We start from the raw sequence: 25,776 nt of genomic DNA, 5'->3' as shown, positions 1-25,776 counted from the left end.
AGTTGTGAAGAGGGGCGTCTGAAGAGGAACGTGGCGAACGCGCGGTGTCGCGTGCCGCCGTCGGGCGTTAGATCTTTTCGCCCTTGGGTGCCGTGATGAACAGGCTGACAAGGAAGGCGAGGACGGTGATGGATACCGAGATCCAGAGCGCCGCCGAGTACCCGGCTGCGGTGCCCTGACCAGCGAACGGGGCAACAACCACGACGCCGAGGCTCGCCCCGATGCCGAAGGAGGCGCCGTTGATTCCCGGCAGGGCAGCCGGCGCTTCCTTGGGCGAGAGCAGGACGGACAGACCGTTGATCGCAGTAAGGAAGAAGCCGTTGTAGAAAATGCCCAGGGCTGCAATGGCGATAAGGACGGCTACTTGGTTGTCGGCGAAAAGGGCAGCCGCGATGGCGCAGGCAAGGCTGGTGGCTGTACCGACGCGGAGCGTCTTGATCCAGCCGCGGCGGTCGGCAATCCAGCCGGCGAGCGGGGCCGCGAACACGCCGATCAGGGCTGCCGGAGTCAGGAACAGCAATGCTGCGACCGAGGCCGACAAACCGAAGCCGTTGTCCTTGTCCTGGCTGAGAAGCACCACGGTGAAGTTGATGATCGCGAAGATGCCAGCGAGGGTCAGCACGGTGGTGGCGATGACCGGCCATACCTGGCGCGAACGGAGGTGGTGGACTGCGACCAGCGGCGTGGAGCGCTTCTTCTCGATGAGCCAGAATGCGGTGAAGGACGCGATGCTACCAGCGAGCAGGCCAAGCGCGGCAGGGGAGGTCCAACCGGCCGAAGAACCTGTAGAAACGAAGTACGTGATGAACACGAGGAACACGGACAGCGAGCCTGCACCCCACCAGTCCATCCGTCCCGGAGCCACAGCGGACTTCCCGCCCGGGACTACTTTGATGACGCAAACGACGGCGATCGCGGCCAGGGCGAGCACGGCAACGAAGATCGACTGGAAGCCAAGCGTTTCAGCCATCAGTCCACCGAAGTAGCCATCAACACCGCCCACACCGCCGTTGATGGCAGCGATGATGCCGATGGACGTGCCGAAGAGTCGGGCCGGCAGGTATTCATTGAGCACGATGTAGGAGAGCGCGAAGATGGCACTCGAGACACCCTGCATGAAGCGACCAGTGACCAACAGCGGCAGGTTCGGGGCGAAGATGCACAGCACAGTTCCAGCGCCCATGATGGCCAGGACCAAGAGCAATGCGGTGCGGCGGCCGATGAAATCGCTCCAGCGTCCAATCACGGGTCCGGAGATGGCGCCCGCAAGGAAGAACATGGACTGCACCTGCGCCACGGCCTCGGGCGTCTCGCCAAAGAAGGAACCGATGTGCGGGAGTGCCGGAGTGATCATGCTGGCGTTGAGCTGGAACGACAATACGGCGAGAACCAGCGTGGTGATCAGCAGGACTGCAGCACGACCGCCGGGGCGGGTGTCCGGCGTCGCTTCTGCGGTTTCGGAAGGCTGCGCCTCTACCGCGGTGTTGGGGATATTCACATCAAACTCCTTTGTCCGAGGGCGCGTGCGGCGCAACGAGATGTGAGTTGTTATACAAGCATGTATTACGAGCTTGTGCAACCTATCACATTTTTCCGGTACAGTGTCCGTAACCAAACCAAGTGAGGCACCCTTGACCGACAATGCCGTCCAGTTCCTGTCCCGACCCATTGCGCCGCAACCCGGCCAGCCTTTGCGCGTTGCGGCATACTCACGCATAGCCGAGGCAATCAGGACCAAGCTCCTCCCTCCCGGCTCGCTGCTCCCCACCGAGACCGAGCTGGGCGTCATGATGGACGTCAGCCGCACCGTGATCCGGGAAGCGCTGATGCTGCTGGAGGAAGACGGACTCACCAGGGCACGGCGTGGAGTCGGACGATTCGTGGCCGATTCGCTGCCACGGATCGGCATCGAACACATCCGCCCGTTCGATCAACTCCTTGGCGGCTCTGAACAGGACATCCAGGTCAAGCGCGTTGCGGCGATCAAACAGCCTGCCTCGGAATTCGTGGCGCCCGGAATCGGCGTTCAGCCCGGCGAAGACTGCTGGTTTTGGGAAAGCGTGCTGATCCGCAATGGCGAGCCCGTGGCACACCTGCAGGAAAACGTCGCCCAGGGAATCCCCGAGGCCGAGGCACTCTCAGAAGCGGCGGAAGCTCCCACCCTTTCGGCTTCCACCCTCCTGGAGGTCCTCAGCGGGCTTCCGGGGGCGTCACTTGGACCTGGCGAATGCGAAATCAGCCTGAGCACCGCCGGTCCCAGCCGCGCCAAGTTGCTGGACCATCGCCCGTCCGAGCCGGTCCTGGTCCTAACTCAGTACGTCCGCCGCAACGGGTCTCCGTTCTACCTGGCCAAATGCCTCGTGGCCGCCAAGGCCGGCCACCTCTCCGTCATCCAGTCCTCCTGAATCCTCCCGAAAAGGTCCATCCATGAGCTCCTCCCCTCAGTCTTCTGCGCCCATTTTGACTCCCGCGAGCACCGCACTCACCGTCGTGGGCAGCATCAACCTCGACATCACCGCTACCGCAGACCGCCTCCCGACGCCGGGCGAAACCGTCGGCGGGGCCGTCCTCCGCCAGCAGCCCGGCGGCAAGGGCGCCAACCAGGCCGTGGCTGCAGCCCGGCTCGCCGGCGCCTCCCGCATGGTGGGGGCAGTAGGCCGGGACGAAGCAGGCCGCAGCCTCCTCGAAGCAATGGCGAGTGCCGGCGTCGACGTCCAGGACATCGCGCAGGTGGATGCTGCGACGGGCACGGCGCTGGTCCTGGTGGACGGCGATGGCGAGAACCAGATCGTTGTGTGCCCCGGCGCGAATGGGGAAGTGTCAGTGCATGGAGTCTCCTTCGCCGACGAGGAAGCCGTGCTGTGCCAACTTGAAGTGGACCAGAGCGTGGTGCTGGAAGCCGCCCGGCGAACCAATGGCTACTTTGCCCTCAACGCGGCACCCGCCGCGCCCATCCTCCCGGAACTCCTGGAACGCTGCGACCTGGTGATCGTCAATGAAACCGAGTACGCCCTGATCCCTGCCCTTCGCACGGCACCCCTTGTTGCGGTGACGTATGGCGGCGAGGGCTCGGCGATCTTCGAGCACGGCGAACGGGTAGCCGAAGCTCCTGCGGTTCGGGTCACGGACATCGCCAACACCATCGGAGCTGGCGATGCCTTCTGCGCCGCGCTGGTCCTGGCCCTTCGCTCCGGACTTGAGCACAGCCATGCCCTGGCTGTGGCCAACGCCGTAGGTGCGGACGCTGTGCGGGATGCTTCGTCACAGCCTGCGTTGAAGACGTTGGCGCACTACATCGAGGCGACAGGACATACTGCGCAGACCGCCTGAGCTGTGCAGTCCAGCGGCTTCCTGCGGGGAGGTGCTACGATTGCTACGGAGGTCAACCATGACAACAATTCCGCACCGTGAACTACGCAATCAGAGCAGCAAGATCCTGGAGCGGGTAAAGAACGGCGAAATCATCGATGTCACCAATAATGGTGAAGTTGCCGCAACGCTGATTCCGCCGTCGGCTTCGCCGTTTGAACGCTTGCTGCAAGCTGGCAGCGTGCGGCCAGCCACCACGAGTCCCGTCGACTTCAAGATTCTTCCGCGTGGTGCCAGTGAGATGGATACTGCCGGGATTTTGGCGGATCTGCGGGGGGATCGGTGATCGTTTATGTTGACACTTCAGCCGTACTAAAACTCGTAGTGGAAGAGCGTGAGTCAGCTATGGCAGCCGCTCACCTTTCGGACATAACTGCTGCCGGAGGGCAGCTTGTTGCCTCAATGCTCTTATATACGGAACTCCATTGCGCCGCCCGTCGTAGGGACCTGCCGTTCGAAGTGGTTAATAGCGTCCTCGCAGGTATTAATCTGGTCGACGTGACGCGCTCGGACCTCATGTATGCCGCGGCCTCGCCCAGACGACTTCGGAGCGCTGATGCAATCCACCTTGCTACAGCCATCAGGCTCCAAGTCGACAGTCTGGTCGCCTACGACCAGGAACTGCTGCTGGCAGGAGTGGAGTCTGGACTCACAACGTCGTCTCCCGGGGCCTGACCAAAGGGTTTAGCCCACTATCCGGAACTCGTCGAACTCCCCCGTCGCCGGGGAAACGTCTGATTCCACGTTCTCCACCCTGCCTGGAGCCCGTGGTGAGTTAAGCCAGTCCAGGAAGCGGCCAACATGCGCCGTGGATCCCTCGGCGACGAGTTCCACAGAGCCGTCGTAACGGTTGCGGACCGTACCGGTGAGGAGGAGTTCGTCCGCTTTGCGCGCGGTCCAGTACCGGAATCCGACGCCTTGGACCACGCCGCTCACGCGAGCCGTGAGCCTCACAGCATCGTTGGCAGGACCGGCGTGCGTTTCTGGGGACTCAGCCATGGACCTAATGTAACCCCGCGAATCATCCCGCGTCAGGACGACCCGTTTCTCCAAGTCCCAACTCCAACTTGGAGCAAATTTGGAGTTGGGACTTGGAGGAGCCTGGAACTAGGCCGTCACGATGTCGTGCGTTGCGTGGCTGTACGTGAACGTGACAGGGCCGCCGTCGTGGTTTAGCTCGTGGTTGGCGCCGTCACGGACGCCGAACGCACCATAGTTCTCGTCCCACGAACGGTTCAGCGCGATCTTGTAGGTATAGAAACCGGCCGGCAGGTCTCCGGTCAGGGTCCAGACCTGGACCAGCGGGTTGAACTCCATCTGGACTTCGTCGTACTGGGGAGCCCAGTCTTCGGGAGCGCCCAGGATTTTGTTGAAGTCACCGGCGATCGCCACGGCGTCCGGCTGCGGCAGGGTCTCGACGGCGGGAGCCGCCGCTGCCTTCGAAGGAGCCTTACGAGTGGCAGCCTTCTTCGCGGCCGGCGCAGCCTTGGTAGCGGCAGCCTTGGTAGCGGCAGCCTTCGGAGCTGCAGCCTTCTTCGACGTTGCCGCACGCTTCGTCTTGGCCTTGGCGGGAGGGGCCGTAGGCACGGGAACATCGGCTGGTACCGGTGTTCCGGCGTCGAGGGCCTCTGCAAAAGCCGAAACGTCAGGGAAGGCGACCGTCGCCCGCAAGCCGTCTTCCGGGATGGTCCAGCCCGAACGTCCCTTGACCAGCCAGCCGGCCTTGACCAGCTTGGCCGAAGCCGACGTCAGGGTTTTGTGGCCGCGGGGAATGCCCCCACTGAGAAGTTCAGCCTCATGATCGTTGAAAGGAACGCGTCCGATGGCCTCTGCCAGGACTTCCCCTGCGTTCAGCGTGGCTCCAGACCATACGCCCTCAGCGAGGATGTCCAGTACGGCCTTCAGACGAAGGTTGGTGTTCTCGGCGGTGTTCGCGCCCATGCTTCTCCTTCTACGGTGGATAATCCCTTGCAGTTTGCCAATGAATTGTTAATTCGCGCGACTGATATTGGTAAACACCGTGTGTCGTGACCGAGTATGACATTCCGAGGGCCGGAAGTGATCGACGAGTCTCGCCTCCAGCGCCAATTCAGGGTTTATTGGGCAGGCGCAGACGCCTTGACCCACTCGGTCACTTCATCCAGCAATACGGCTTTCCGGGCGTCGCTGGCGAACGAGGATCGGATCGAGTTTGCCGCCAAAGTGGCCTGCTCCGGAACCGAGAACTCAAGGACCTTGGCCAACTGCTCGAAGTTGTCGTCCACATAGCCGCCAAAGTAGGCAGGGTCATCCGAGTTCACGCAAACGTTCAAACCGATGGCAAGCATCTCCGGCAGTGGGTGATCAGCCAGCTTGTCCACCGCACGCAAACGAACGTTGGATAGCGGGCAAACAGTCAGGGGCACCTGCTCCGCGACCAGCCGCTGCACCACCTCCGTGTCTTCCATGCAGCGGATACCGTGATCGATCCGCTCCACGTGCAGCACGTCCAGCGCCTCGGTGATGTAGGCGGCCGGCCCTTCCTCGCCCGCGTGGGCGATCCTGCGCAACCCGGCCTCACCGGCACGCTGGAACAAGCGCTCAAACTTCGACGGCGGGTTGCCCACCTCTGCCGAGTCCAGCCCGATGCCGACTATAGGGGCGTGCATCGCGAGCAACTGGTCCAACACATCGAGTGCGGATTCCTGGGACATGTCCCTGAGGAACGCTGCAATCAGGAGCGTCGAAACGCCGAAGTCTTCCTCCGAGGTCGCCAGCGCATTCGCGACACCGTTGACGCACACCTCAAGCGGCACACCCCTGGACACGTGTGCCTGGGGATCCATCATGATTTCCGCGTGGCGCACTCCCCCGGCCGCGGCGCGCTGAAGGTAGGCGCGGGTCATGTCAGTGAAGTCCTGCTCGGTCTGCAGGACGGCCATGTTCTCGTAGTACAGGTCAAGGAAGGACTGCAGATCCGTAAATTCGTACTTCTCACGCAGTTCTTCGATGTCTTCATACGGCAGTTCAATGCCGTTGCGTTCGGCCAGGGCAAAGATCAGCTCTGGCTGGAGAGTCCCTTCGATGTGCAGGTGCAGTTCGGCAACCGGGGGCGCCGTCGTCGTCGTTTTCTCGCCAAAAGTTTCCACTCGACAACTCTAGGCCCCATCCGTGCACGTGTCCCGGAGCACTCAACTTGGTTCTTCGCCGCGGGACCCCCAAACTGAAAGGATGCAGACTTTCCTCCCTTTCGCCGATTTCCGTGAGAGCGCCGCGGCGCTCGACACCTCAAGGCTCGGCAAACAGCGCGTCGAAGCCCTCCAGGTCCTCCGCGCACTGGTCATCCCGGAGTACGGTTGGCAGCAGCACCCCGCCGTCCGTATGTGGATGGGCCACGTCCCCGCGCTCACCATGTATGGCCTGGCGATGGCCGACGAGTGGATCCAGCGCGGCCACCCGGACAACACCCGCAACAACATCGCGGAGTTCGCACCCCAGGCCGCGCACCCGGACTACGCCTCCAGGATCATCATGCCGCCATGGCTGGGCTACGAGGACCTGCACCTCAGCCACCGTTCCAAGCTCCTTGGGAAAGACCCCAAGTTCTACGGACCGCTCTTCCCGGGCGTCGAAGAGAAACTGGAATACATCTGGCCCGAGCCCAAGCACGAGTTCCACCCCGAAGACCCTGAAGAGGACCGTCTCTGGATCCTGCGCGCCAACGTGGAGGACCTCCGCCCGGAACAGCTCACCACCGTGAGCATGCCGCCGCATGGCAAGGCCAAGGCTGCCGCAGCTCCGGAATCCGACGAGTACCAATTCGTGTACGCGGAAGAGAAGTCCCGCCGCCAACTCAAGGGCCCCAAGAAGCGTCCTGCCAAGGTGCTGGAGAAGAAACCCACCCGGAAACGCCAAGCCCAGGAAGCGGCCTTCAATACGCTTCCCGGCAAGACCGAGATCGCCGTTCCGTTCGATGACGGCCAGATCTTCGCTGTCGGCCTGATCCATGGACGGCCGATCACGGTTGAGGGCAAGTTCGCCCGCAACTTCGAAGTCACCGACGTGGTCAAACGCACCGATTTCGATTACCCGGCACTGCTGCAGGATCCCCGGGTCTTCTTCCCGGTCCCCGCACCGGCACAGTAACACCAACGCGCGACGGCGGCACGTGGGTTTCGTTTTTACGCGGAACCACGTGCCGCCGTCGTTGTTATGGGTCGATTTCGTGGCGCCGTATGAGACGGTGGAGGCACACGGCGCGCACCACCCGGGGAGGACCATGGATTTCCAGCACATCATCGAAGTAGTTGGCCGGTACATGGACTTTGCCGGCGTGGCCGTCATGGTTGTTGGAGCGCTCGTTTCGATTCCGCTTGCCCTGCGCGGCTACCAGCCCAAACGAGCCAGCGGCCTCGCGCCGTTCTCGCCTTATCGCGCTTACCGGCAGTTGCTGGGACGGTCCATCCTGTTGGGCCTGGAACTCCTGGTGGCAGCCGACATCATCCGCACAGTCGCAGTAACCCCTACGTTCGAGAGCGTGGGCGTCCTGGCGATCATCGTGCTGATCCGGACATTCCTCAGTTTCTCCCTCGAGCTGGAGATCACTGGCCGTTGGCCGTGGCAGAAGGAAAAAGAGCACGACGGCGATGCCCACCTGCGGGAGCCGACGCCCTCAGCAACCCCCTAGCCCACTTGTCACCCACTAACGGACTATTCACCAGCGCACGCGGTGGTGAATAGTCCGTTAGGGGGTGCCGTCCATCGGACATTGGTCGCCGGCTACTTCCCGAGCCCAGCCCGACGAAGTGCTTCGGCCATGGCTGTGTTGGCTGGAGCTTCAGACTGCTGGGGTTTGCCCTGGCGACGATCACCCTGGCCCGGCTGCCCACTACCCCGCGGACCACCCGAACGTTGGCCTGGCTGCCCGCCACCTCGCTGACCGGGCTGGCCGCCGCCGCGCTGATTGGACTGCCCACTCGAGCGCTGGCCTCCAGCATCCCGCGCACCGGGGTTGCCTCCACCCGAGGAACGTCCACCGGAATGCCGGCCGCCCGCAGTGCCGGGTTCGTCGTCGAGCCTCAAGGTCAGGGAGATGCGCTTGCGCTCGGGATCGGCCTCAAGCACCTTGACCCGCACCACCTGACCGGATTTCACGATCTCGCGGGGGTCCGAGACGAATTTGTTGGACAGCGCGGACACATGGACCAGCCCGTCCTGGTGCACTCCGACATCCACAAAAGCACCGAAAGCGGCAACATTGGTGACGGTGCCTTCCAGGATCATGCCCGGCTTGAGGTCGGAGATCTTTTCAATCCCCTCCGAGAATGACGCCGCCTTGAACGCGGGACGGGGGTCGCGGCCCGGCTTCTCGAGCTCGGACATGATGTCCTTGACGGTGGGCAGTCCGAACGTGCCGTCCACGAATGCCTGCGGATCCAGTGAAGTGGTGGGTCCGCCGCCAGCCGCGACGAGGATCTTGCGCGCAACGGAGTAGGCCTCGGGGTGCACGCTGGAAGCATCCAACGGCTCCGCTCCCCCGGTGATCCGAAGGAAGCCGGCGCACTGTTCGAACGCCTTCGCGCCCAGTCGCGGTACCTTCTTGAGGTCGCTCCGCTTGGCGAACGGGCCATTCTCATTGCGGTACGCCACAATGTTTTCGCTCAGCAAAGGCCCGACGCCGGCCACTCGACTCAGCAGGGCAGGGGACGCCGTATTCACGTCCACCCCCACGGCGTTCACGCAGTCTTCCACCACGGCATCCAGTGAGCGGTCCAGCTTGGCAGCGGTGACATCGTGCTGGTACTGGCCCACGCCGATGGATTTCGGCTCGATCTTCACCAGTTCGGCCAGGGGATCCTGAAGCCGACGGGCAATGGAGACCGCACCACGGAGTGAAACGTCCATACCGGGGAGCTCGGAAGCTGCGAGGGCCGATGCCGAGTACACGGAAGCACCGGCCTCGGAAACAACGAGTTTCTGGACACCCTTGGAACCCGCGGCTTCGAGGGATTTGATGAGCTCGGTGGCCAGCTTGTCCGTTTCCCGCGACGCCGTGCCGTTGCCGATTGCCACGAGTTCCACGTTGTACTGCTTTGCGAGGCGTCCGAGGGTGGCCAAAGCCTCGTCCCACTTCTTTGCCGGCGCGTGGGGATAGATGGTGTCCGTGGCAACCACCTTGCCCGTGCCGTCCACCACTGCCACCTTGACTCCCGTGCGGAGTCCCGGGTCCAGGCCGAGCGTGGAGCGATTGCCTGCAGGCGCAGCGAGCAACACGTCGCGCAGGTTTGCGGCGAACACGCGGACAGCCTCATCCTCGGCATCTGCAAACATGCGTCCGCGAAGATCCGTGGTGAGACGGTCCAGAATGCGGCCGCGCCAGGCGAGCTGGGCAGTCTGGGTGAGCCAGAGATCGGCGGGACGGCCGTGGTTGGCGACCCCGAGGCACTTGGCCACAGCGTTCTCGTAGCGGCTACGGGCGGCGGCCAGGGCGTCGTCGTCGGCGGGGTCTGCTTCGGCCAGGTCCAACTCAAGTACGCCGTCCTTTTCACCCCGCAGCAGGGCGAGCACCCGGTGCGACGGCATGCCTGACGGGACTTGCGTGAACTCGAAGTAGTCCTTGAACTTCTGGCCTTCGGCCTCCATGCCCTTCTTGACCCGGGAGACCATGCGCCCTTGCTTCCAGAGCCTCTCGCGGAGGTCCTCGGCCAGATCAGGATCCTGGGCAACGCGCTCCACAAGAATGGCACGGGCACCTGCAAGCGCGGCGGATGCGTCCTCAATGGAGTGCTCGGCGTTGAGGTACTTGGCGGCCTCGGTTTCGGGGTCCAACTGTGGGTTGGCGAGCAGGACGTCGGCCAGCGGCTCCAGCCCGGCTTCGCGGGCTATCTGGGCTTTGGTGCGGCGCTTGGATTTGAAGGGAAGGTAGATATCCTCCAGCCTCGCCTTGGTGTCAGCACCCACGACGGCGGCTTCCAGTTCCGGGGTCAGCTTGCCTTGGGCTGCTATCGCTTCCAGGACTGTCTTGCGCCGCTCTTCCAGCTCCCGCAGGTACCGGAGGCGCTCCTCAAGATCACGCAGCTGGGTGTCATCGAGCGTCCCGGTGACTTCCTTACGGTAGCGGGCGATGAAGGGAACGGTGGATCCGGCGTCGAGCAGTTCCACCGCGGCCTTGACCTGCCAGGCCTTCACGCCGAGTTCGTTGGCGATGAGTTGATGGATGGCAGAATCGGCTGACTGGTGCTGGAGAGATTGAGTCACCCTGACAGTTTGCCTCACATGACCGACAGTTTTCAGGTCCGGGCTCCGCAAGGCCTATGCCGGGAGCGTTGTTAGTGCTGTAGTTGGACCATGCAGGAACTGCTCATCATCCTTCAGGACGGGTTTGTTTCCGATGACGTAAGCGTGACCGTCAACGGCAAGGAAGCTGTGTCCGAACGGGATGTGTCCACCAAGATGCTGTTGGGAATGGCCGACGAAATCACGGTGGAGCTGCCGGCGAAAGGCGCCACAGTGGGAGTGGAAGTCCGAAGCAGAAAGCTCAGCGCAACGAAAAAGCTCGCTGGCAAACCCAGGAGCCTGATCGTCTCGATAGAAAATGACGAACTCGTGCTGCGCGAAGGAACGGGCCGCGAGGCGTTCCTCTAACGGGAGCGCTTCGCGGCGGCTGGATTACCTGGATTACTGTGGCTGGTCGGCCGCTAGTGGGACATATGCTCCTTGGCGGAAATGTGCTCCACCATTTCGCCCACGCGTTGTTCTGCGTAGTGGTTGCGGGCAATGTCTCCCTGGCTGATGATGCCTACGAGCTGGTGATCCTTGATGACGGGAAGACGGCGAACCTGATGCTCTTCCATCATGGCGATGGCTTCGTCAACATTGGCATCAGCGTCAATCCAATACGGCTTACCAGTGGCGAGGTCGCGGGCCCGGACTTCGCGGGCGTCCTTTCCCTCGGCCAGACACTTGACCACGATGTCGCGGTCGGTGATGAAGCCGGTGAGCTTGCCGTCATTGCCGCAGATGGGAAGTGAACCGCAGTCCAGATCCCTCATCATGCGGGCGGCGTCCTGGAGAGTCTGGTCCTCCGGGATGCACTGGGCATTTGTGGTCATGAATTCACGTACGACACTCATGGGTCCTCCTTCATCGAATGGGGTTCATCGACGCGGGGTCCTCCGGGATGGTCCTTTCGGCACCGACGCCGATGCTGCCAGCCTACGCTTGGCGGCTGCGGCTGACTAGGCGATCCGGCAGGTTGCCGGGCAGAAAATTAAGACGCCTCCCTAGATATAATCCATTCGTTGGAGTATCCTCGTTTTGGGTTACACACGGCTTCTGGGCATGGCCACTTTCACCCCTTTGGGACTCCTCACCTGCATCGCCCCGCCCTGAACCGTCATGCCGTCCATCCGGTACATCCCGTGATGGGCGAACGCATATTGACTGCTTGCAGAGCGAGAAAGATCCTCACATGGACACCCCCAACGTCCCCGGCACCCACTACAACCCTGTCCCCGGCAACCCCTCTGAACTCCCGTTTCCACCCACTCTTGGGTCTGACGCTTTTGGACCCCACAGTTATGGCCCCCAGCCCAGCACCCTGGCATGGCCCTCCGAAGAATTTTGGAGGTGCTGGCGCTCCGCTCCCGTAAGCGGTCGTTATGAAGGCAACCAGGCGGGCAACGGTCCTGTCGGCAGCGCGCTGGACCTCCGCTTGGATGTCGATCCCCGCCAGAGCGTGGAATCCCCGGTGCTGAACAAAGTCAGTGGCGATCTATACAGCACCCGCTGGGTCAAAGCAGGTGGGGTCAACCAACTCGTGAAGACGTATGTGGAGTCCTGGATCGTGGACGCCCCGGTGGTCACCATGACCCGTGCGCATGCACACATCACTGGAACGGTCCGTTACTGGAAAGGCACGCACCCCGCCACAACAGTGGAAATCAACGTGTCCTGGTCCCACGGCGCGATCACCGGCGCAGTGGCCACGTTCACGGCGGGCGGCGTTGCCGGGCAGCCATACGCCTGCGCCTACCGTTCGGGCTGCTTCCGCGATATGAACCTTGAACTCGACTACTGCACGTCCGTGGACATCGAACCCAAGGCACCCGTTTACAACAGCCATTCACATAACAACCGCCCAGCAGACCTGGCTGAGCGCACCATCACCATCGAATCCTCGTACCTGGACGCGGGAATCGCCGTCACCATCGATCCGGTCCACACAGTGATCGATGACAGTGCGGCCGGCTTCGCCTCGTGGAACGTCGGTGAACTTCACGACGCCATGGAAACCTCCTTCGGCAAGTTCAACTCCGGATGGCCTGCCTGGAACCTTTGGGGCGTGCAGGCCGGCCTCTTCGACAGTGCCGGAGTTGGTGGCATCATGTTCGACGCCGCTGCAGGCTTTGGCGGCGCGGGCCGCGGTCCGGACCGCCAGGGTTTTGCAGTCTTCCGCAACCACTCCTGGTTCACCAACCTTGTCTCGAACCCCAGCACGCAGGACCAGGCCTGGGCCATGCGCCATTTCCTGTACACGTGGGTCCACGAGGCAGGGCACGCGTTCAACTTCCTGCATGCCTGGGACAAGGCGAGGCCGGATTCGTTGTCCTGGATGAACTACGACTGGAAATACGATCAGCGCAACGGCGCCGATACCTTCTGGGGCAACTTCCGGTTCCGGTTCGACGACGACGAACTGCTCCACATGCGCCATGGCGACCGTGCATCCGTGATTATGGGTGGAGATCCTTGGGCTTCCGGTGGGCACCTGGAATCCCCTGCCGGCTCAATGACCGTCTCCGGGCCGGGCAGCGATGTTGAACTGACCCTCTCAGCCAAGAGCCACTTCGACTACATGGAGCCTGTGTCCATCGAATTCCGCTTGCGGAACACCAGCGATGTACCAGTAGTGGTGGACGGGCGGCTGGATCCCAGATTCGGAAACACCACTGTTTACGTGCAGAAGCCGGACGGAACGGTGGTCCTGCATGAATCAGTGGTCTGCTTCTATGGCCTCCCTGAACCGGTGACCCTGGAACCTGCCGCCGGCGCCACGAGTGACGGCAGCGACCGCTACAGCCAACTGGTCCAGCTGGCATTTGGAGTGCAAGGCTTCGCATTCGATGAGCCCGGCCAGTACCTGGTCCGCGCGATCTATTCAACGGAGGGCATCGTCCAGGCGTCCAACACCCTGCCTTTGCGGGTCGGCTTCCCGGTCACACGGGAGGAGGACCGGTTTGCACCGGAGTTCTTCACGCGGGAAGTAGGACTCACGCTCGCCTTCGAAGGGTCCATGTCACCCCACCTGAGCAAAGGGCTGGACGCCCTTACTGAGGCAGCCGAGCGATTCAGCGGCGAGCCTTTGGGCGTCAAGGCGGCTACCGCCGTCGCACAATCCGTGGGTGATGACTTCTATCGCCGCAAGGAAGACAAAATGGTGAAACACCATAGCGCCGATCCTGAGCGGGCGCTGGCGCTGACGGATGCCGGGCTGGCGAGTTACCAGAAGGGCAGCGGCGCAGCGAACAACCTGGCGTACAGGAAGCTCGTGGAACTGCGGACGGAACTGCACGTGAAGGCGGACAACACCGCGGCCGCAAAGTCAGAGGTGGAAACCCTCGCCAAAGACCTGGGCGCCCGCGGCGTAAACCCCACAGTCCTGGCACAGGTCAAGGAACTGATCCCTTCAACTCCGGCGGCCCGTTCCCGCCGGTCGGCTCCGAGGAAGCCTGCCAAATAGTCGTCGGATGACCGCTTGGCATGTGGCTCCTCCGCAGCCGGCGACGGCGGCACGCTCCATCGCTCGAAAAGGTGGGTGCCGCCGTCGCTCCCTTCGTGTCTACTCCGCGATGTCCTCCGCCCAGAGTTCCGGGTGTTCATCCTGGAAGGTACGCATCATGTCCACGCACCGGAGGTCGTCGAGGACCACCACTTCAACACCACGCGAACGCAGGAGATCGAATTCCCCCGGGAACGTCTCCGCTTCGCCCACCACCACGCGCGGAATCTTGAACTGGATGATGGTTCCGGTGCACATCGCACACGGCGCCAACGTGGTGTAAAGCGTCGTATCCCGGTAAGTCTTTTGCCGGCCGGCAGCGCGCAACGCGGACATTTCGCCATGCGCGATCGGATCGCCATGCTGGACACGTTCGTTGTGCCCGCTCGCGATGATCTTCCCACCGCGGGCCAACGCGGCGCCAATAGGGATCCCGCCCTCGCTGAGACTCTTTTGGGCGGCCTCATAGGCGGCTTCGAAAGCGGGATCGACGGTGGTCGGTGCTGTTTCAGTCATGGGTGCAGTCTAAATTGTCGGAGGCCGCTGATAGCTTGGCTTCATGGTCCACTTCGGAGTGGTTCATCCGGCAACAGTGGTTCATCCGGCAACAGGGAGTAGGTCACGGTGTTCTTTCTCGATTCGGAGATAGCTGGCGCGCCGCAGGATTTGGTGTTCTCAGCCAGTGATCTGGTCATCGCTGCCACCTGTGAGTACCAGCTGCTCCGGAAACTCGACGAAAAACTGGGCCGCTCCCCCAAAGCTGAGTTCGCGGCAGATGCCATGTTGGATCGCACGGCCAAGCTCGGCGATGTCCATGAGCACAGGGTCCTGGACGACTTCCTGGCCGAGTTCGGGCCCTGGGACCCAGCAACAGGACAGGGCGTTTACGACGTCGTTCCCGCCTCCGCCATGGACCGCGCCACCCTTTTGGCCAAGCATGCGGAATCCATCGAGGCCTTGCGTTCCGGAGCGGACATCGTGTTCCAGGCCGCGTTCTTTGACGGCCAATTCCACGGCCGCTCCGACTTCCTGGTCAAGCGTCCCGGCGGTCAGTACGCCGTCTTCGACACAAAGCTTGCACGGCATGCCAAGGTCACTGCACTTTTGCAGCTGGCTGCCTATGGCGATCAACTTCTTCAGGCAGGTATTACGCCGGATCCCACAGTCACCTTGGTCCTGGGCAACCGCGTGCACAGCGATCACCCGCTCGCGGAGATTTTGCCAGTCTTCAAGGAACGCCGCGAACGCTTTCTTGGAATGACCACGGCCCATCGGGCTGCTTCAGGACCCATCGAATGGGGCGACTCCCGCTTCTCCGCATGCGGCCGCTGCGACTACTGTGCCGAGCAAGTAAAACTGCATCGGGACCTCCTCATGGTTGCCGGAATGCGAATAAGCCGCCGTAAGAAGCTGATAGAGGCCGGAGTCACCACGATCGACCAGCTCGCGGCACTCCCCGATGCCCCTGATCCCACCTTGCTTCGGCTGCGCGAGCAAGCACAGTTGCAGACCGGCGCAGGGACTCCGGACGGGACAGTGAAGTACACGGACAAAGCAGGCGAAGCCAAAACTGTCAGCTACAAGATCCTGCCGGAGAACACCCTCGGCAGGCTCCCGGAACCGGATCCCGGCGATATTTTCTTCGACTTCGAGGGCGATCCTTTGTGGCAGGATCCCGTCACGGGCAAATGGGGCCTCGAGTACCTTTTCGGCGTCATCGAAAACCCGGCAGAGCCCGGCGCCCAACCGGTGTTTCGTCCATTTTGGGCTCATTCCCGGGAGGAGGAGGGCCAGGCTTTTGTTGATTTCCTGGAGTACGTTGCCAAACGCCGGGCTACGTACCCGGGCATGCACATTTACCATTACGCCGCTTACGAGAAGACGGCCCTTCGCAACCTTTCCTTGACGCACGTGGTGGGCGAAACCGCCGTCGACGACCTCCTGAAGCAAGGCGTCCTGGTGGACCTTTACGACACCGTCCGCCACAGCATCCGCGTTTCCGAGAACTCGTACAGCATCAAGAAACTTGAACCCCTCTATATGGGCCAGCACCTCCGGTCCGGAGACGTGACCGACGCCGGTGCCTCGGTGGTTGCCTACGCGGACTTCTGCACGGCGAGGGACACCGGCCAGGCTGAGCAGGCCGCAGCCATCCTTGAAAGCATCCGCGACTACAACGAGTACGACTGTCTCTCAACCTTGGAGCTGCGCAATTGGCTTCTTGCCCGCGCCGCCGAGCGATCCATCGTCCCAGGCTCCATAACGCAGGAGGAGCCCACGCCTGAGGAGGACAAGTACCAGGCTGCGCCGGAGGAAAAGGCGCTGTTCGACTACCTTGACGGGCTCCCTGGGGAAGAAAGGGCATCAGCGGATTCCCGGGCAATAGCGATTGTGGCAGCGGGCGTTGGGTACCACCGTCGTGAGGACAAACAGCACTGGTGGGGGCACTTCGACCGCTTGGAAAAGCCAACCTCCCAGTGGGAAGACGGCCGCGACATCTTTACGGTTGACCATGCGGAAGTACTGCAGGACTGGGCCAAGCGCCCGCCTCGCCGGAACCGCGTACGGACAGTGAAACTCATTGGCCGTTCCGGTGACGGTGCCGGGTTGGAGCCTGGCAAGACGTACTTCCGGATGTATGGTCCCCCGCTGCCTGACGCCTTGGTCGGTAAGGAATCGTCAGTGCTGGGTAGGGCTGGTTGGAGCAAGACTGAGGTCATTGACGTGGGCGAAGAAGGCGAGCTTGAGTCCGTGATCATGGAGGAAAGCCTGCGCAACGACTCCACCGAGTTCAAGCAGCTGCCCATGGCTTTGACGCCTGACGAGCCCCTCTACACCACCGGGCAGAGAGCCGCATTGGCAGCACTGGCAACAAAGCTCCGGGCCTCCCTGCCGTTGTGGCCGCGGGATTGTTCGCTGGATCTGGTTCGACGACAACCACCTAAGCTTCGCACGCTCGCGTCGCTGCCCGCCGTGGAATCCGGTCCTGATGGCTATATCGACGCCATCACTGCTGCTGTGAAGGATCTGGACCATTCTTACCTGGCCGTCCAGGGTCCTCCCGGCAGCGGAAAGACCTACGTTGGTGCCCACGTCCTGGCCAGGCTCGTAGCCGATGGCTGGAAAGTCGGCGTCGTGGCGCAGTCCCATGCGGTAGTGGAGCACATGCTCTGTGCTGCAGTGGAGAAAGCCGGAGTGGATCCTCTGCGGGTGGCCAAGGAAGTCAAGCACAACGAACCTGTGCCGTGGAACGGGTGCGCCAAGGGCGACGTGGAGGACATCCTGTCCAAGCCTGGCGGAGCCCTGATCGGTGGAACGGCCTGGACCATGGTGGGAAGTTCCGTTCCCGCGGGTTCCCTGGACCTGCTGGTCATTGACGAGGCCGGACAGTTTTCCTTGGCCAATACCATGGCCGTCAGCCGGGCCACAAAGAGCCTCCTGCTGCTCGGAGACCCCCAGCAGCTTCCCCAGGTCACCCAGGGAATACACCCTGAACCGGTTGACGAGTCCGCGCTGGGCTGGCTGTCCGATGGTTACAACACCCTTCCACCGGAGCTTGGCTACTTCCTCGCCTTGTCCTGGCGCATGCATCCGGCCCTCTGCTCTGCTGTTTCGGACTTGTCGTACGACGGCCGTCTGGAAGCGGCCCCCGCGGCTTCGAAGCGTCAGCTGGATAGAGCAGGGCCCGGGATTTCCTGCGTCTACGTTGACCACACAGGGAACTCGAGCTCTTCGCCCGAGGAAGCGGCAGAAGTGGTTCGCCAAGTCCGGGCCCACCTGGGTCTTCAGTGGCTAGACCCCTCCGAAGAGGAGGAAGGCCCGCGGCCCCTCATGGAGACCGACATCCTCGTGGTCGCCGCCTACAACGCCCAGGTCCAGCTCATCAAGCATCAGCTCCGCGAGGCCGGGCTCGCCAAAGTCCGGGTGGGCACGGTAGACAAGTTCCAAGGCCAGGAAGCGCCGGTGGTCATCGTCTCCATGGCCGCATCAGCCGCAGGGGAGGTACCGCGCGGCATGGAATTCTTGCTCCTGCGCAACCGGATCAACGTGGCGGTGTCGCGCGGGCAGTGGCGTGCCGTCGTCGTGCGTTCACCCGAACTCACCAACTACCTCCCGACGCATCCAGAGGGCCTGGAAAACCTGGGCGGCTTTGTGGCCATTTGCCAGCGCGGGGTCACCTAAGCGCTTCGTCACACCCAACTGAGTCGCAGCAGATGCCGTTTTGAGCGCTGAAAAGGGCATCAGCTGCGACTTAGTTGGGCAGGGAGAGGGCCTCGTCCAGCACACGGCCGAAGTTGGTGGCGTCGTGCGCGAAGCGGCCCAGGAAGAGCCCGGAAGCCCCTTCCAGCTGCGGCAGGAGACCCGGCTTCGCCGAGCCACCGTAAATGATGGGCAGCTGCTTCACCACGTGGGCAGCGAGCAATACCCGCAGCTCAGCCACAACCTGGGAAACATAGGCAGCCGACGCCGGCTCTGCAGCACCGATCGCCCACACGGGTTCGTAGGCGATCACCATTTGGGAAGCGACGGACCAGTCCCCGGACACGGCTGCCTTAACCTGCCCGAACACGGCATCGGCGGCAGTTCCAGGTTCATCCACCACGGTCTCTCCGACGCACAGCAATGGCGTCAGGCCAGCGTCGACGGCGGCACGAACCTTCAGGGCCACCATGGCATCGTCTTCGGCAAAGTGGCGGCGCCGTTCCGCATGGCCGATCTCCACCAGTCCGACACCAAGCTCCGCAAGCATCGACGGGGAGACTTCGCCAGTCCACGCCCCGTCCGACCAACCACAGTTCTGGGCCCCAAGGACCATTGTCGAACCCTGAAGCATCGCGGACGCTGCGGGCAGCACCGGAAATGAAGGGATCACAAACGGGACCACCCGCCCGGCCGCAAGGGCCGGACGGGCGTCCACTTCTGCCAGCAACTGCTCCAGCCACGCCAAACTTTGCGCGTAGCCCATGTACATCTTGGTACTGACACCGATGAACAAGGCCCCGACAGGAGCATCGAGGAAATCCAAGGCAGTCTTGTCCACGGCTACTTGTCCAGCAACTCGTCGGCCTTGTTGGTGAAGGCCCGGGTGCCGAACATCATCAGCGCGGCCAGGAAGGGCAGGACACCCAGGGCGTAAACACCCATGGTGCCCGTGTCCGAGGCCGTGACCTGGTTGACCGTGGTGCGAAGGATCGGTGCGACGAAACCGCCGAGGTTGCCCAGGGAGTTGATCAGCCCGATACCGGCAGCCGCAGCAGTTCCGGTGAGGAACGCGGTCGGATACGACCAGCAAATAGGACCGGTCGACAGGAAGCTGCACACCGCCAGCGTGATGAAGATGATGCCCAACGCCGGAAGGTGGTTGGCGCCGGCCCAGGCGGAACCGAAGATGCAGAGGCCTGTGGAGACGAACAATGCGGTCCCCCAGCGGCGGCGGCGTGCCACAGTGTTTGCAGCCTTGCCAACGAAGTAGCAAGCAAAGATCCCGAAGAACCATGGGATAGCGGCAAGGAGTCCGACGGCGAGCCCCACCTTTTGGCCGGTGAGCTGGGACACCTGCTGCGGCAAGTAGAACGTGACGCCATAGACAGCCACCTGCAGGCAGAAGTAGATGACGGTGAAGTACCAGACCCGGCCGTTACGCATGGAAGCGAGCACACCGCGCGGACCTGATTCTTCCTTGACGGTGTCTTCCAGTGCCATGACATCGGTCAGGGCTACCTTCTCTTCTTTGCTCAGGAACTTGGCGTCCTGTGGGCTGTTGATGAGGAAGAAGAAGGACGCGATGCCTGCCACGATGGCCAACGAACCTTCAACGAAGAACATGACCTGCCAGCCTGCGACGCCAGGAACCTGGTCACCGATGTTGATGAGCCAGCCGGACAGCGGCGCACCCAGCATCTGGGAGAGAGGCTGAGCCAGATAGAAGATGGCGAACATCTTCACGCGCACTTTGTTGGGGAACCAGGCGGCGAGGAACATGATGACGCCAGGGAAGAGACCTGCCTCGGTGACACCCAGCAGGAAGCGGAGAATGATGAACGACGTCTCACCTTGTACGAAGGCGAAGCACGCGGACACTACGCCCCAGGTGATGGCGATGCGGGCCAGCCAGACTTTCGCGCCGAACTTGGTGAGCAGCAGGTTGCTGGGGATCTCGAACAATGCGTAGCCGATGAAGAAGATACCGGCACCCAGTGCGTAAGCACCGGCGGTGATACCTTTGTCCACCCCAAGGGCAGCTTCGGCGAAGCCCACGTTGGTGCGGTCAAGGAATGCCACCACGTACAGGATGACGAGCATCGGCATCAGCCGTAGCGAAGCCTTGGATATGGCCGACTTCAGAATCGGTGAATCCAGCAACTCCTTGGTGGAAGTTGAGGCAACGGACATTGAAACTCCTCTTTGAGCAATTCAGTTGGGGTTGCGATGGCTTAGGAAGCGCGCCATCAGCGCGGGAAGAAAATGAGCACCATGCCCACTGCGCAGGCAAGGATGCCCACGGCAAGGTAGATCTTGCGTTCTCTGGTCCAGGTCTTCATGGCCCGCCCTAGTGCATGTACAGCCCGCCATCCACGTTCAGCGTCTGGCCGGAAATGTATCCGGAGTCCTCGCTGATGAGGAAGGCGATGGCGGCGGCGATGTCCCTGGTGGAGCCCACGCGGTTCACCACGAGGTCCTTGGTCAGTTCGTCCTTGCGTTCCTGGCTCAGCGTGCCGCCCATGATGTCGGTGTCGATGGGGCCGGGTGAGATCGCGTTGACGGTGATGTCGTATTCGCCCAGTTCCCGGGCCGTGGCACGGGTCAGGCCGATCACACCGGCTTTGGCAACCGAGTAGGGGGTCTTGGAGAACGTGCCACCACCGCGCTGGGCGGAGACCGACGAGATGTTCACGATGCGGCCGATCCGGTTCTTGACCATGGATTCGGCCACCCGGCGGGTGGCGTAGTGGACACCGTTGAGGTTGATGTTCAGCACGCGGTCCCACTCGGCAGGTTCGAGTTCCAGATATCCGATGGGCGAGCTGACGCCGGCAACGTTGGCCAGGGCGACGATCTGCGGCAGCTCCGCTTCCAGGTCATCGATGGCGGCCCGGACTTCGGCTTCGCTGGCGACGTTCGCGCCGACTCCGTGGGCCTGGATCCCGTATTCTGCAGCAACTTCCTTGGCTGCAGCCTTGCAGGCGGCGTCATCCAGATCGATGATGCCGATGTTCCAGCCTTGGGCGGCCAGGTAGTTCACTGTGGCGCGGCCGATGCCGCGCTCGGAAACGGCGCCGGTGACGATGGCGGTGCGTTCAGCGGGGAAAGACATGTGTTTTCTCCTGAAAAGTTAGTTGATGGGTGCCGGGCCGAGCTCTTCAATGAGCTTTTGCATGGCGACGTAGGCCTTGTTCCGGTATGCGATGAGTTCCGGGGTGCGCTCGGCGGGGACGTTGAGGAAGCCCGCGCCGGTCTTGGTGCCGAGCTTGCCTGCCTCCACGAGGTCCGAGAGGATCTTCGGCGTCGCAAACCGCTCCGGGAAGCCGGTCTGCAGGGACTTGTAGCAGAAGTTGTAAACGTCCAAACCGGCCATGTCCGCGATCGCAAACGGACCAAAGAACGGCAAGCGGAAGCCGAACGTCGTACGCACCAGGGTGTCGACGTCGTCCGCTGTTGCGATGCCCTGCTCCACCAGCTGCGCAGCTTCGTGGAACAGCGCGTACTGCAGGCGGTTGAGCACAAAACCCGTAACGTCCTTCACGACGGCGGTCTGCTTACCGGCCGCGTGGACCAAATCGCGGGAAGCGGCTACCGTGGCGGCGTCGGTGCCGGCGTGCGGAATCACCTCGACGCCGGGGATAAACGGCGACGGGTTGGAGAAGTGCACGCCCAGGAACCGCTCGGGGTTGGTCACGGCTTCTGCCAGGGAGGCAATGGAAATCGTTGAGGTGTTGGAGCCAATCAGGGCATCCGGGCGGGCAGCTGCGCTGATCCGGGCGAGCGTCTGATGCTTGATTTCCAGGACCTCGGGAACGCATTCCTCGATGAAGTCGGCGTCCGCAACGGCTTCCTCAATGTCCTTCGCGGCCCACAGGTTCTGCTTGAGGATCTCCGTGGAACCTTCGGGGAAAAGGCCATCGGCAATGAACTGGTCAGACTCAACCAGGAGGCGGTCGAAGTTCTTCTGCGCGATCTCGGCAGAGACATCAGCCAAAGCCACGCGCGCGCCGCCGAGTGCCAGGACCTGGGCGATGCCGCCACCCATGTATCCGGAGCCGACGACGGCGATCTTCCGGGCTGCGTTTTTCGCGGTGCCTTCGGTTGCTTCAGGAATGGTCATGATCAAACTGCCTTCGTGTAGTTGGGCTCGTAGGAGCAAATGGCGTCCACCTTCGCGGCGGAGGATGAGTTTTGGTCAAAGCGGTGGCCGAGCCACTCCCCTACGAGCTTCTTGGCCAGTTCCAAGCCAATCACCCGCTGCCCGAGCGTGAGGACCTGCGCATTGTTGCTCAAAACTGACCGTTCCACCGAGTAGCTGTCGTGGGCGGTCACCGCACGGATTCCGGGGACCTTGTTGGCCGCAATGGCCACGCCCAGCCCGGTGCCGCAGATCAGGAGGGCCCGATCGAACTCACCGTCAGCTACCTTGCGGGCGGCATCGACTGCGACGTGCGGATAGGCCGTTGAATCGTTGGCATCGACTCCGGCATCGGTCACTGCTGCAACGCGCGGGTCGGATTCCAGCAATGCCAGGAGTGCCTGCTTGTATTCCACTCCGGCTTCGTCGTTGCCGACGACGATGCGCCAGCCTTGTGTGTCGCTCATTCTTAGGCTCCGTTTCCGGCCGGAGACGCTGAAGCAGCGCTGGCCAGTAGTGAATCAATGTGTTGGGAGATCCTTGTGGCGATCAGGCCAAAGGAGACTGCGCCGGGATCCGGATGGCCGAGGCTCTTCTCGGCAAGTGGGCGGGCCCGGCCCTTGAGCGGCCGCAGTTCAGCGGTCTGCGCGGCGGCCAATTCAGCAGCCGCAGCGGCTGCTGCCAGTGCCCGATCAACGGGAGCACCGCCGTCGAGCTCTGTCAGGAAGGCGTCCCGGAATGGCAGGAGGGCGTCCACCATGGTCTTGTCTCCGGGCTCGGCCTTGCCGAGTTCGGTGATGGCCAGGACGAAGGCCTTCACCGCGGCGGCGGCGTCGCGGGACGAATACGATTCGCGGTTGCCGAGTGCTTGGCCGGCCGCGATGACCGCCGAACCCCACAGCGCGCCGGATGTTCCGCCTGCCCGTTCGCTCCAGGCCTCGCCGGCCGCTGCAAGGACCCGCGCTACCGATGAGCCCGACTCGGCCTCGCCCGCAGCAGCCGCAGCGTCGACGCCGCGACGCATGCCGATTCCGTGATCACCATCGCCGGCGATAGCGTCCAGCTTGCCGAGCTCGTCTTCGTGTTCGACGACGACATCGCGGACCTGGCCGAGAACCGCCACGGCCTGCCGCCCAAGTTCCGCCGCGGCCGGGGTGGGCTGTTCGACGTCGGCGGTTTCGGCGTCGACGATCGCTGCCTCGGCGCGTGCTGCGCGGGGTGCCATGCTGCCCTTGCGGAAAGCGGGAGTATCGGCGGGCGCGGCCCAGTACTGTTCGAGTTCATCGTCCAGCCAGAGCAGCGTCAGGGACAGTCCGGACATGTCCAAACTGGTCACCAGCTCGCCGCATTCCGGTTCAACAACGGTGAGGCCAGCGGTGATGAGCAGCTTTTCGACCTTACCGAACAGCAGGAAGAGTTCGTCATACTTCACAGTGCCCAGGCCGTTGACGATCGCCACCACGCGATCCCCCGCGTCCTCGGGCTTGTCCGCGAGCAGCTTCGAAACCAGAAGTTGTGCAAGCTCGGACGCGGTGGGCATCGGGAGTTCAGAGATGCCGGGCTCACCGTGGATTCCAAGGCCCAGGGACATCTGCCCGGCCGGGACGTGAAACAGCGGATCCTTGGCACCAGGCAGCGTACAACCGTCGAAAGCCACGCCGAGGGACCGGGTCCGGTAGTTGGTCTTGATGGCCAAACGCTCGACGTCGTCAAGGTTCAGTCCCGCTTCGGCGGCGGCACCGGCAATCTTGAAGACTGTCAGATCGCCCGCGATGCCGCGGCGCTTCCCTAGTTGATCGATGGGTGCACTGGCGATGTCGTCAGTGACGGTGACAGTGCGCGTTTCGATGCCCTCGGCGTTGAGGCGGAGCTGTGCCTGCCCGAAGTGCAGGACGTCGCCAGCGTAATTGCCGTAGCTCAGCAGAACCCCACCTCCGGCATTGGCCGCTTTGGCCACGCGGTATACCTGGCCGGCCGCCGGGGAGGCGAACATATTGCCGCAGGCCGAGCCTGTTGCGAGTCCGGGGCCGACCAATCCGGCGAAGGCCGGGTAGTGCCCGGAACCGCCGCCGACCACCAACGCCACTTGCCCGGCAGGTACTTCGGTGGAGCGGACCACGCCGCCATCCACCCTGGCAACATAGCCGCGGTTGGCAGCCACGAAGCCGTCCAGGGCCTCATCGGCAAAGTCTGCCGGGTTGTCGAAAATCTGTGTCATTCCTTAGACTCCTGCGAATTCTGTCGCGGGCTGTTGCCGGCCTTGCGCGACCTGGCTCGTGCCGAGTTTGTAACCCTCGGTCTTCGGCAGGACGTGGCGGCGCAGGTATTCCTGGTTGCTGGCCGTGACGCTGAGCCCGTCGCCACCGTAATGCTCGGTGCAGAGGATGCCCTGGAAGCCGACCGAGAGAGCGAACTTGAATGCCTCGCGGTAGTTGATCAGGCCGCTTTCCATGGGTGCGGGCATGGTGATGTAGCTGTCACGGGCCACATCCTCGTCCCGGATGTAATTCTTCATGTGCCAGTAGTTGGAGTACGGCAGGGTCTTGGCCACCATCTCACGCCAGTCCTCGATGGGACGGTGCAGGCGGATCAGGTTACCCAGGTCCGGGTTGAGGCCGACGTTGTCCAGACCGATGTCCTGGACCAGCTGCACGGAGGAATCAGCGGTGCCGAGGTAGGTGTCCTCGTACATTTCCAGGGAGATGAGGATGCCGGCTTCTGCTGCATGCTTTCCAAGTTCGCGGAGGCGGCTCACGGCGTTGCCCCACAGCTCCTTGTCCCCTACCGGGTCCTTGTAACCCTCCACCGTCCAGAACCACAACTGCTTCTGCTGCTCCGGCGTGATGGCCTGGTGAAGTCCGAAGGAGACAACCTCGCATCCGAGCTCCGCAGCGGCATCGATGGTGCGGTGGCTGTAGGCGAGGTTGTCGGCCCAGTCCGTCTGGTGGATGACGCTTCGGCGGATTGCCGAGATGACGGGCACTCCGATTCCCACTTCGTCAGCCGTCTGCTTGAACTCGGTCAGCCGATCCGTGCTGAGATCGCCCGGACGGACCCAACTGTCGGTGAGGTCCGCGTTGGCAAAGCCCGCCTCTTTCACTTCCTGGAGGACGCCCGCCCACACGGAAGCATCGGCGTCGTTGATGTGCCGCCCCGCAGCGTCGGTGCCGGGGAACTGCAGGAGGGCCGCGGTGATGGGCCAATTCTCGGCGGTATACGCCATGGTGAACACTCCTTCGTGAAATCCTGTTTCCTATAGGATTTACGAACCAAGCAAAGCTGTCAACCCTTTTCGCGAAACTTCCTA

Annotated in this window: 23 protein-coding genes; 9 read left to right on the top strand and 14 right to left on the bottom strand. The window is 62.8% G+C overall.

Annotation, left to right across the window (positions count from 1 at the left end):
* Nucleotides 1–67: 67 nt before the first annotated feature.
* On the bottom strand, nucleotides 68–1,498 hold the full coding sequence (locus tag AC6I99_RS05810) for an MFS transporter (RefSeq protein WP_497960612.1): 1,431 nt from the start codon (nucleotides 1,496–1,498) through the stop codon (nucleotides 68–70).
* 133 nt (nucleotides 1,499–1,631) lie between these two features.
* On the opposite strand from AC6I99_RS05810, the gene AC6I99_RS05805 reads away from it, so the two are divergent.
* The 4 genes from AC6I99_RS05805 to AC6I99_RS05790 are packed head-to-tail and all read left to right on the top strand — an operon-like array spanning nucleotide 1,632 to nucleotide 4,044.
* Nucleotides 1,632–2,405: a GntR family transcriptional regulator gene (locus AC6I99_RS05805; protein ID WP_497960611.1), complete on the top strand. Its 774-nt coding sequence runs from the start codon at nucleotides 1,632–1,634 to the stop codon at nucleotides 2,403–2,405.
* A gap of 22 nt (nucleotides 2,406–2,427) precedes the next feature.
* Nucleotides 2,428–3,330, top strand: a complete 903-nt coding sequence (locus tag AC6I99_RS05800; protein ID WP_497960609.1) for a ribokinase — start codon at nucleotides 2,428–2,430, stop codon at nucleotides 3,328–3,330.
* 58 nt (nucleotides 3,331–3,388) lie between these two features.
* Nucleotides 3,389–3,655 (top strand): type II toxin-antitoxin system Phd/YefM family antitoxin, encoded by a 267-nt coding sequence (locus AC6I99_RS05795; RefSeq protein ID WP_224166670.1) that lies wholly within the window; start codon nucleotides 3,389–3,391, stop codon nucleotides 3,653–3,655.
* Nucleotides 3,652–4,044, top strand: coding sequence for a type II toxin-antitoxin system VapC family toxin (locus tag AC6I99_RS05790; protein WP_224166669.1), 393 nt, complete (start codon nucleotides 3,652–3,654; stop codon nucleotides 4,042–4,044). Before AC6I99_RS05795 ends, AC6I99_RS05790 begins: the two co-directional genes overlap by 4 nt.
* Nucleotides 4,045–4,053: 9 nt before the next feature.
* On the opposite strand, the gene AC6I99_RS05785 is transcribed toward AC6I99_RS05790, so the two are convergent.
* The 3 genes from AC6I99_RS05785 to AC6I99_RS05775 form a co-directional block, all read right to left on the bottom strand.
* Nucleotides 4,054–4,368, bottom strand: a complete 315-nt coding sequence (locus AC6I99_RS05785) for an acylphosphatase (RefSeq protein WP_224091317.1) — start codon at nucleotides 4,366–4,368, stop codon at nucleotides 4,054–4,056.
* A 108-nt stretch (nucleotides 4,369–4,476) separates the two neighbouring features.
* Nucleotides 4,477–5,310: a pullulanase X25 domain-containing protein gene (locus tag AC6I99_RS05780; RefSeq protein WP_497960607.1), complete on the bottom strand. Its 834-nt coding sequence runs from the start codon at nucleotides 5,308–5,310 to the stop codon at nucleotides 4,477–4,479.
* 155 nt (nucleotides 5,311–5,465) lie between these two features.
* On the bottom strand, nucleotides 5,466–6,497 hold the full coding sequence (locus tag AC6I99_RS05775) for an adenosine deaminase (RefSeq protein WP_497960606.1): 1,032 nt from the start codon (nucleotides 6,495–6,497) through the stop codon (nucleotides 5,466–5,468).
* 82 nt (nucleotides 6,498–6,579) lie between these two features.
* Here AC6I99_RS05775 and AC6I99_RS05770 point away from each other — a divergent pair, with 82 nt between their 5' ends.
* A complete protein-coding gene (locus tag AC6I99_RS05770; RefSeq protein WP_224091311.1) occupies nucleotides 6,580–7,494 on the top strand; it encodes an MSMEG_6728 family protein in 915 nt (304 codons plus the stop codon).
* Nucleotides 7,495–7,627: 133 nt separating this feature from the next.
* On the top strand, nucleotides 7,628–8,035 hold the full coding sequence (locus AC6I99_RS05765) for a DUF1622 domain-containing protein (RefSeq protein WP_224093875.1): 408 nt from the start codon (nucleotides 7,628–7,630) through the stop codon (nucleotides 8,033–8,035).
* 92 nt (nucleotides 8,036–8,127) lie between these two features.
* Here AC6I99_RS05765 and AC6I99_RS05760 read toward each other — a convergent pair whose 3' ends face one another.
* Nucleotides 8,128–10,605, bottom strand: a complete 2,478-nt coding sequence (locus tag AC6I99_RS05760) for a Tex family protein (RefSeq protein ID WP_497960604.1) — start codon at nucleotides 10,603–10,605, stop codon at nucleotides 8,128–8,130.
* A gap of 90 nt (nucleotides 10,606–10,695) precedes the next feature.
* On the opposite strand from AC6I99_RS05760, the gene AC6I99_RS05755 reads away from it, so the two are divergent.
* Nucleotides 10,696–10,992, top strand: coding sequence for a hypothetical protein (locus AC6I99_RS05755; protein WP_223936138.1), 297 nt, complete (start codon nucleotides 10,696–10,698; stop codon nucleotides 10,990–10,992).
* Nucleotides 10,993–11,045: 53 nt separating this feature from the next.
* On the opposite strand, the gene AC6I99_RS05750 is transcribed toward AC6I99_RS05755, so the two are convergent.
* Nucleotides 11,046–11,480 (bottom strand): CBS domain-containing protein, encoded by a 435-nt coding sequence (locus AC6I99_RS05750; protein WP_224091308.1) that lies wholly within the window; start codon nucleotides 11,478–11,480, stop codon nucleotides 11,046–11,048.
* 338 nt (nucleotides 11,481–11,818) lie between these two features.
* Here AC6I99_RS05750 and AC6I99_RS05745 point away from each other — a divergent pair, with 338 nt between their 5' ends.
* On the top strand, nucleotides 11,819–14,089 hold the full coding sequence (locus tag AC6I99_RS05745; RefSeq protein WP_497960602.1) for a hypothetical protein: 2,271 nt from the start codon (nucleotides 11,819–11,821) through the stop codon (nucleotides 14,087–14,089).
* Between the two features lie 99 nt (nucleotides 14,090–14,188).
* Here the strand turns inward: AC6I99_RS05745 and AC6I99_RS05740 are convergent, their stop codons facing one another.
* A complete protein-coding gene (locus AC6I99_RS05740) occupies nucleotides 14,189–14,644 on the bottom strand; it encodes a nucleoside deaminase (protein WP_497960600.1) in 456 nt (151 codons plus the stop codon).
* Between the two features lie 108 nt (nucleotides 14,645–14,752).
* Between AC6I99_RS05740 and AC6I99_RS05735 the strand changes: the two genes are divergently transcribed.
* On the top strand, nucleotides 14,753–18,310 hold the full coding sequence (locus tag AC6I99_RS05735; protein ID WP_497960599.1) for a TM0106 family RecB-like putative nuclease: 3,558 nt from the start codon (nucleotides 14,753–14,755) through the stop codon (nucleotides 18,308–18,310).
* A 70-nt stretch (nucleotides 18,311–18,380) separates the two neighbouring features.
* Here AC6I99_RS05735 and AC6I99_RS05730 read toward each other — a convergent pair whose 3' ends face one another.
* The 7 genes from AC6I99_RS05730 to AC6I99_RS05700 form a co-directional block, all read right to left on the bottom strand.
* Nucleotides 18,381–19,169, bottom strand: a complete 789-nt coding sequence (locus tag AC6I99_RS05730; protein ID WP_497960597.1) for a triose-phosphate isomerase family protein — start codon at nucleotides 19,167–19,169, stop codon at nucleotides 18,381–18,383.
* Between the two features lie 2 nt (nucleotides 19,170–19,171).
* Nucleotides 19,172–20,521: an MFS transporter gene (locus AC6I99_RS05725; RefSeq protein ID WP_224166659.1), complete on the bottom strand. Its 1,350-nt coding sequence runs from the start codon at nucleotides 20,519–20,521 to the stop codon at nucleotides 19,172–19,174.
* A gap of 157 nt (nucleotides 20,522–20,678) precedes the next feature.
* Entirely contained in the window at nucleotides 20,679–21,443 is a 765-nt protein-coding gene (locus AC6I99_RS05720; protein ID WP_224091302.1) for an SDR family NAD(P)-dependent oxidoreductase, read from the bottom strand.
* A gap of 18 nt (nucleotides 21,444–21,461) precedes the next feature.
* Nucleotides 21,462–22,451: a 3-hydroxyacyl-CoA dehydrogenase family protein gene (locus AC6I99_RS05715; RefSeq protein WP_497960595.1), complete on the bottom strand. Its 990-nt coding sequence runs from the start codon at nucleotides 22,449–22,451 to the stop codon at nucleotides 21,462–21,464.
* Nucleotides 22,452–22,453: 2 nt separating this feature from the next.
* On the bottom strand, nucleotides 22,454–22,936 hold the full coding sequence (locus AC6I99_RS05710) for a ribose-5-phosphate isomerase (RefSeq protein ID WP_497960593.1): 483 nt from the start codon (nucleotides 22,934–22,936) through the stop codon (nucleotides 22,454–22,456).
* Nucleotides 22,937–22,938: 2 nt separating this feature from the next.
* The gene (gene dhaL, locus AC6I99_RS05705; RefSeq protein WP_224091299.1) at nucleotides 22,939–24,687 is read right to left on the bottom strand and encodes a dihydroxyacetone kinase subunit DhaL; all 1,749 of its coding nucleotides are present in this window, start codon (nucleotides 24,685–24,687) and stop codon (nucleotides 22,939–22,941) included.
* 3 nt (nucleotides 24,688–24,690) lie between these two features.
* Nucleotides 24,691–25,692, bottom strand: a complete 1,002-nt coding sequence (locus tag AC6I99_RS05700) for a sugar phosphate isomerase/epimerase family protein (protein ID WP_224091298.1) — start codon at nucleotides 25,690–25,692, stop codon at nucleotides 24,691–24,693.
* Between the last annotated feature and the right edge of the window lie 84 nt (nucleotides 25,693–25,776).

The organism is Arthrobacter sp. TmtSoilC77 (assembly GCF_059739415.1).
The sequence above is the reverse complement of the archived record's forward strand: the minus strand, read 5'-3'. Positions and strand labels throughout refer to the sequence as shown.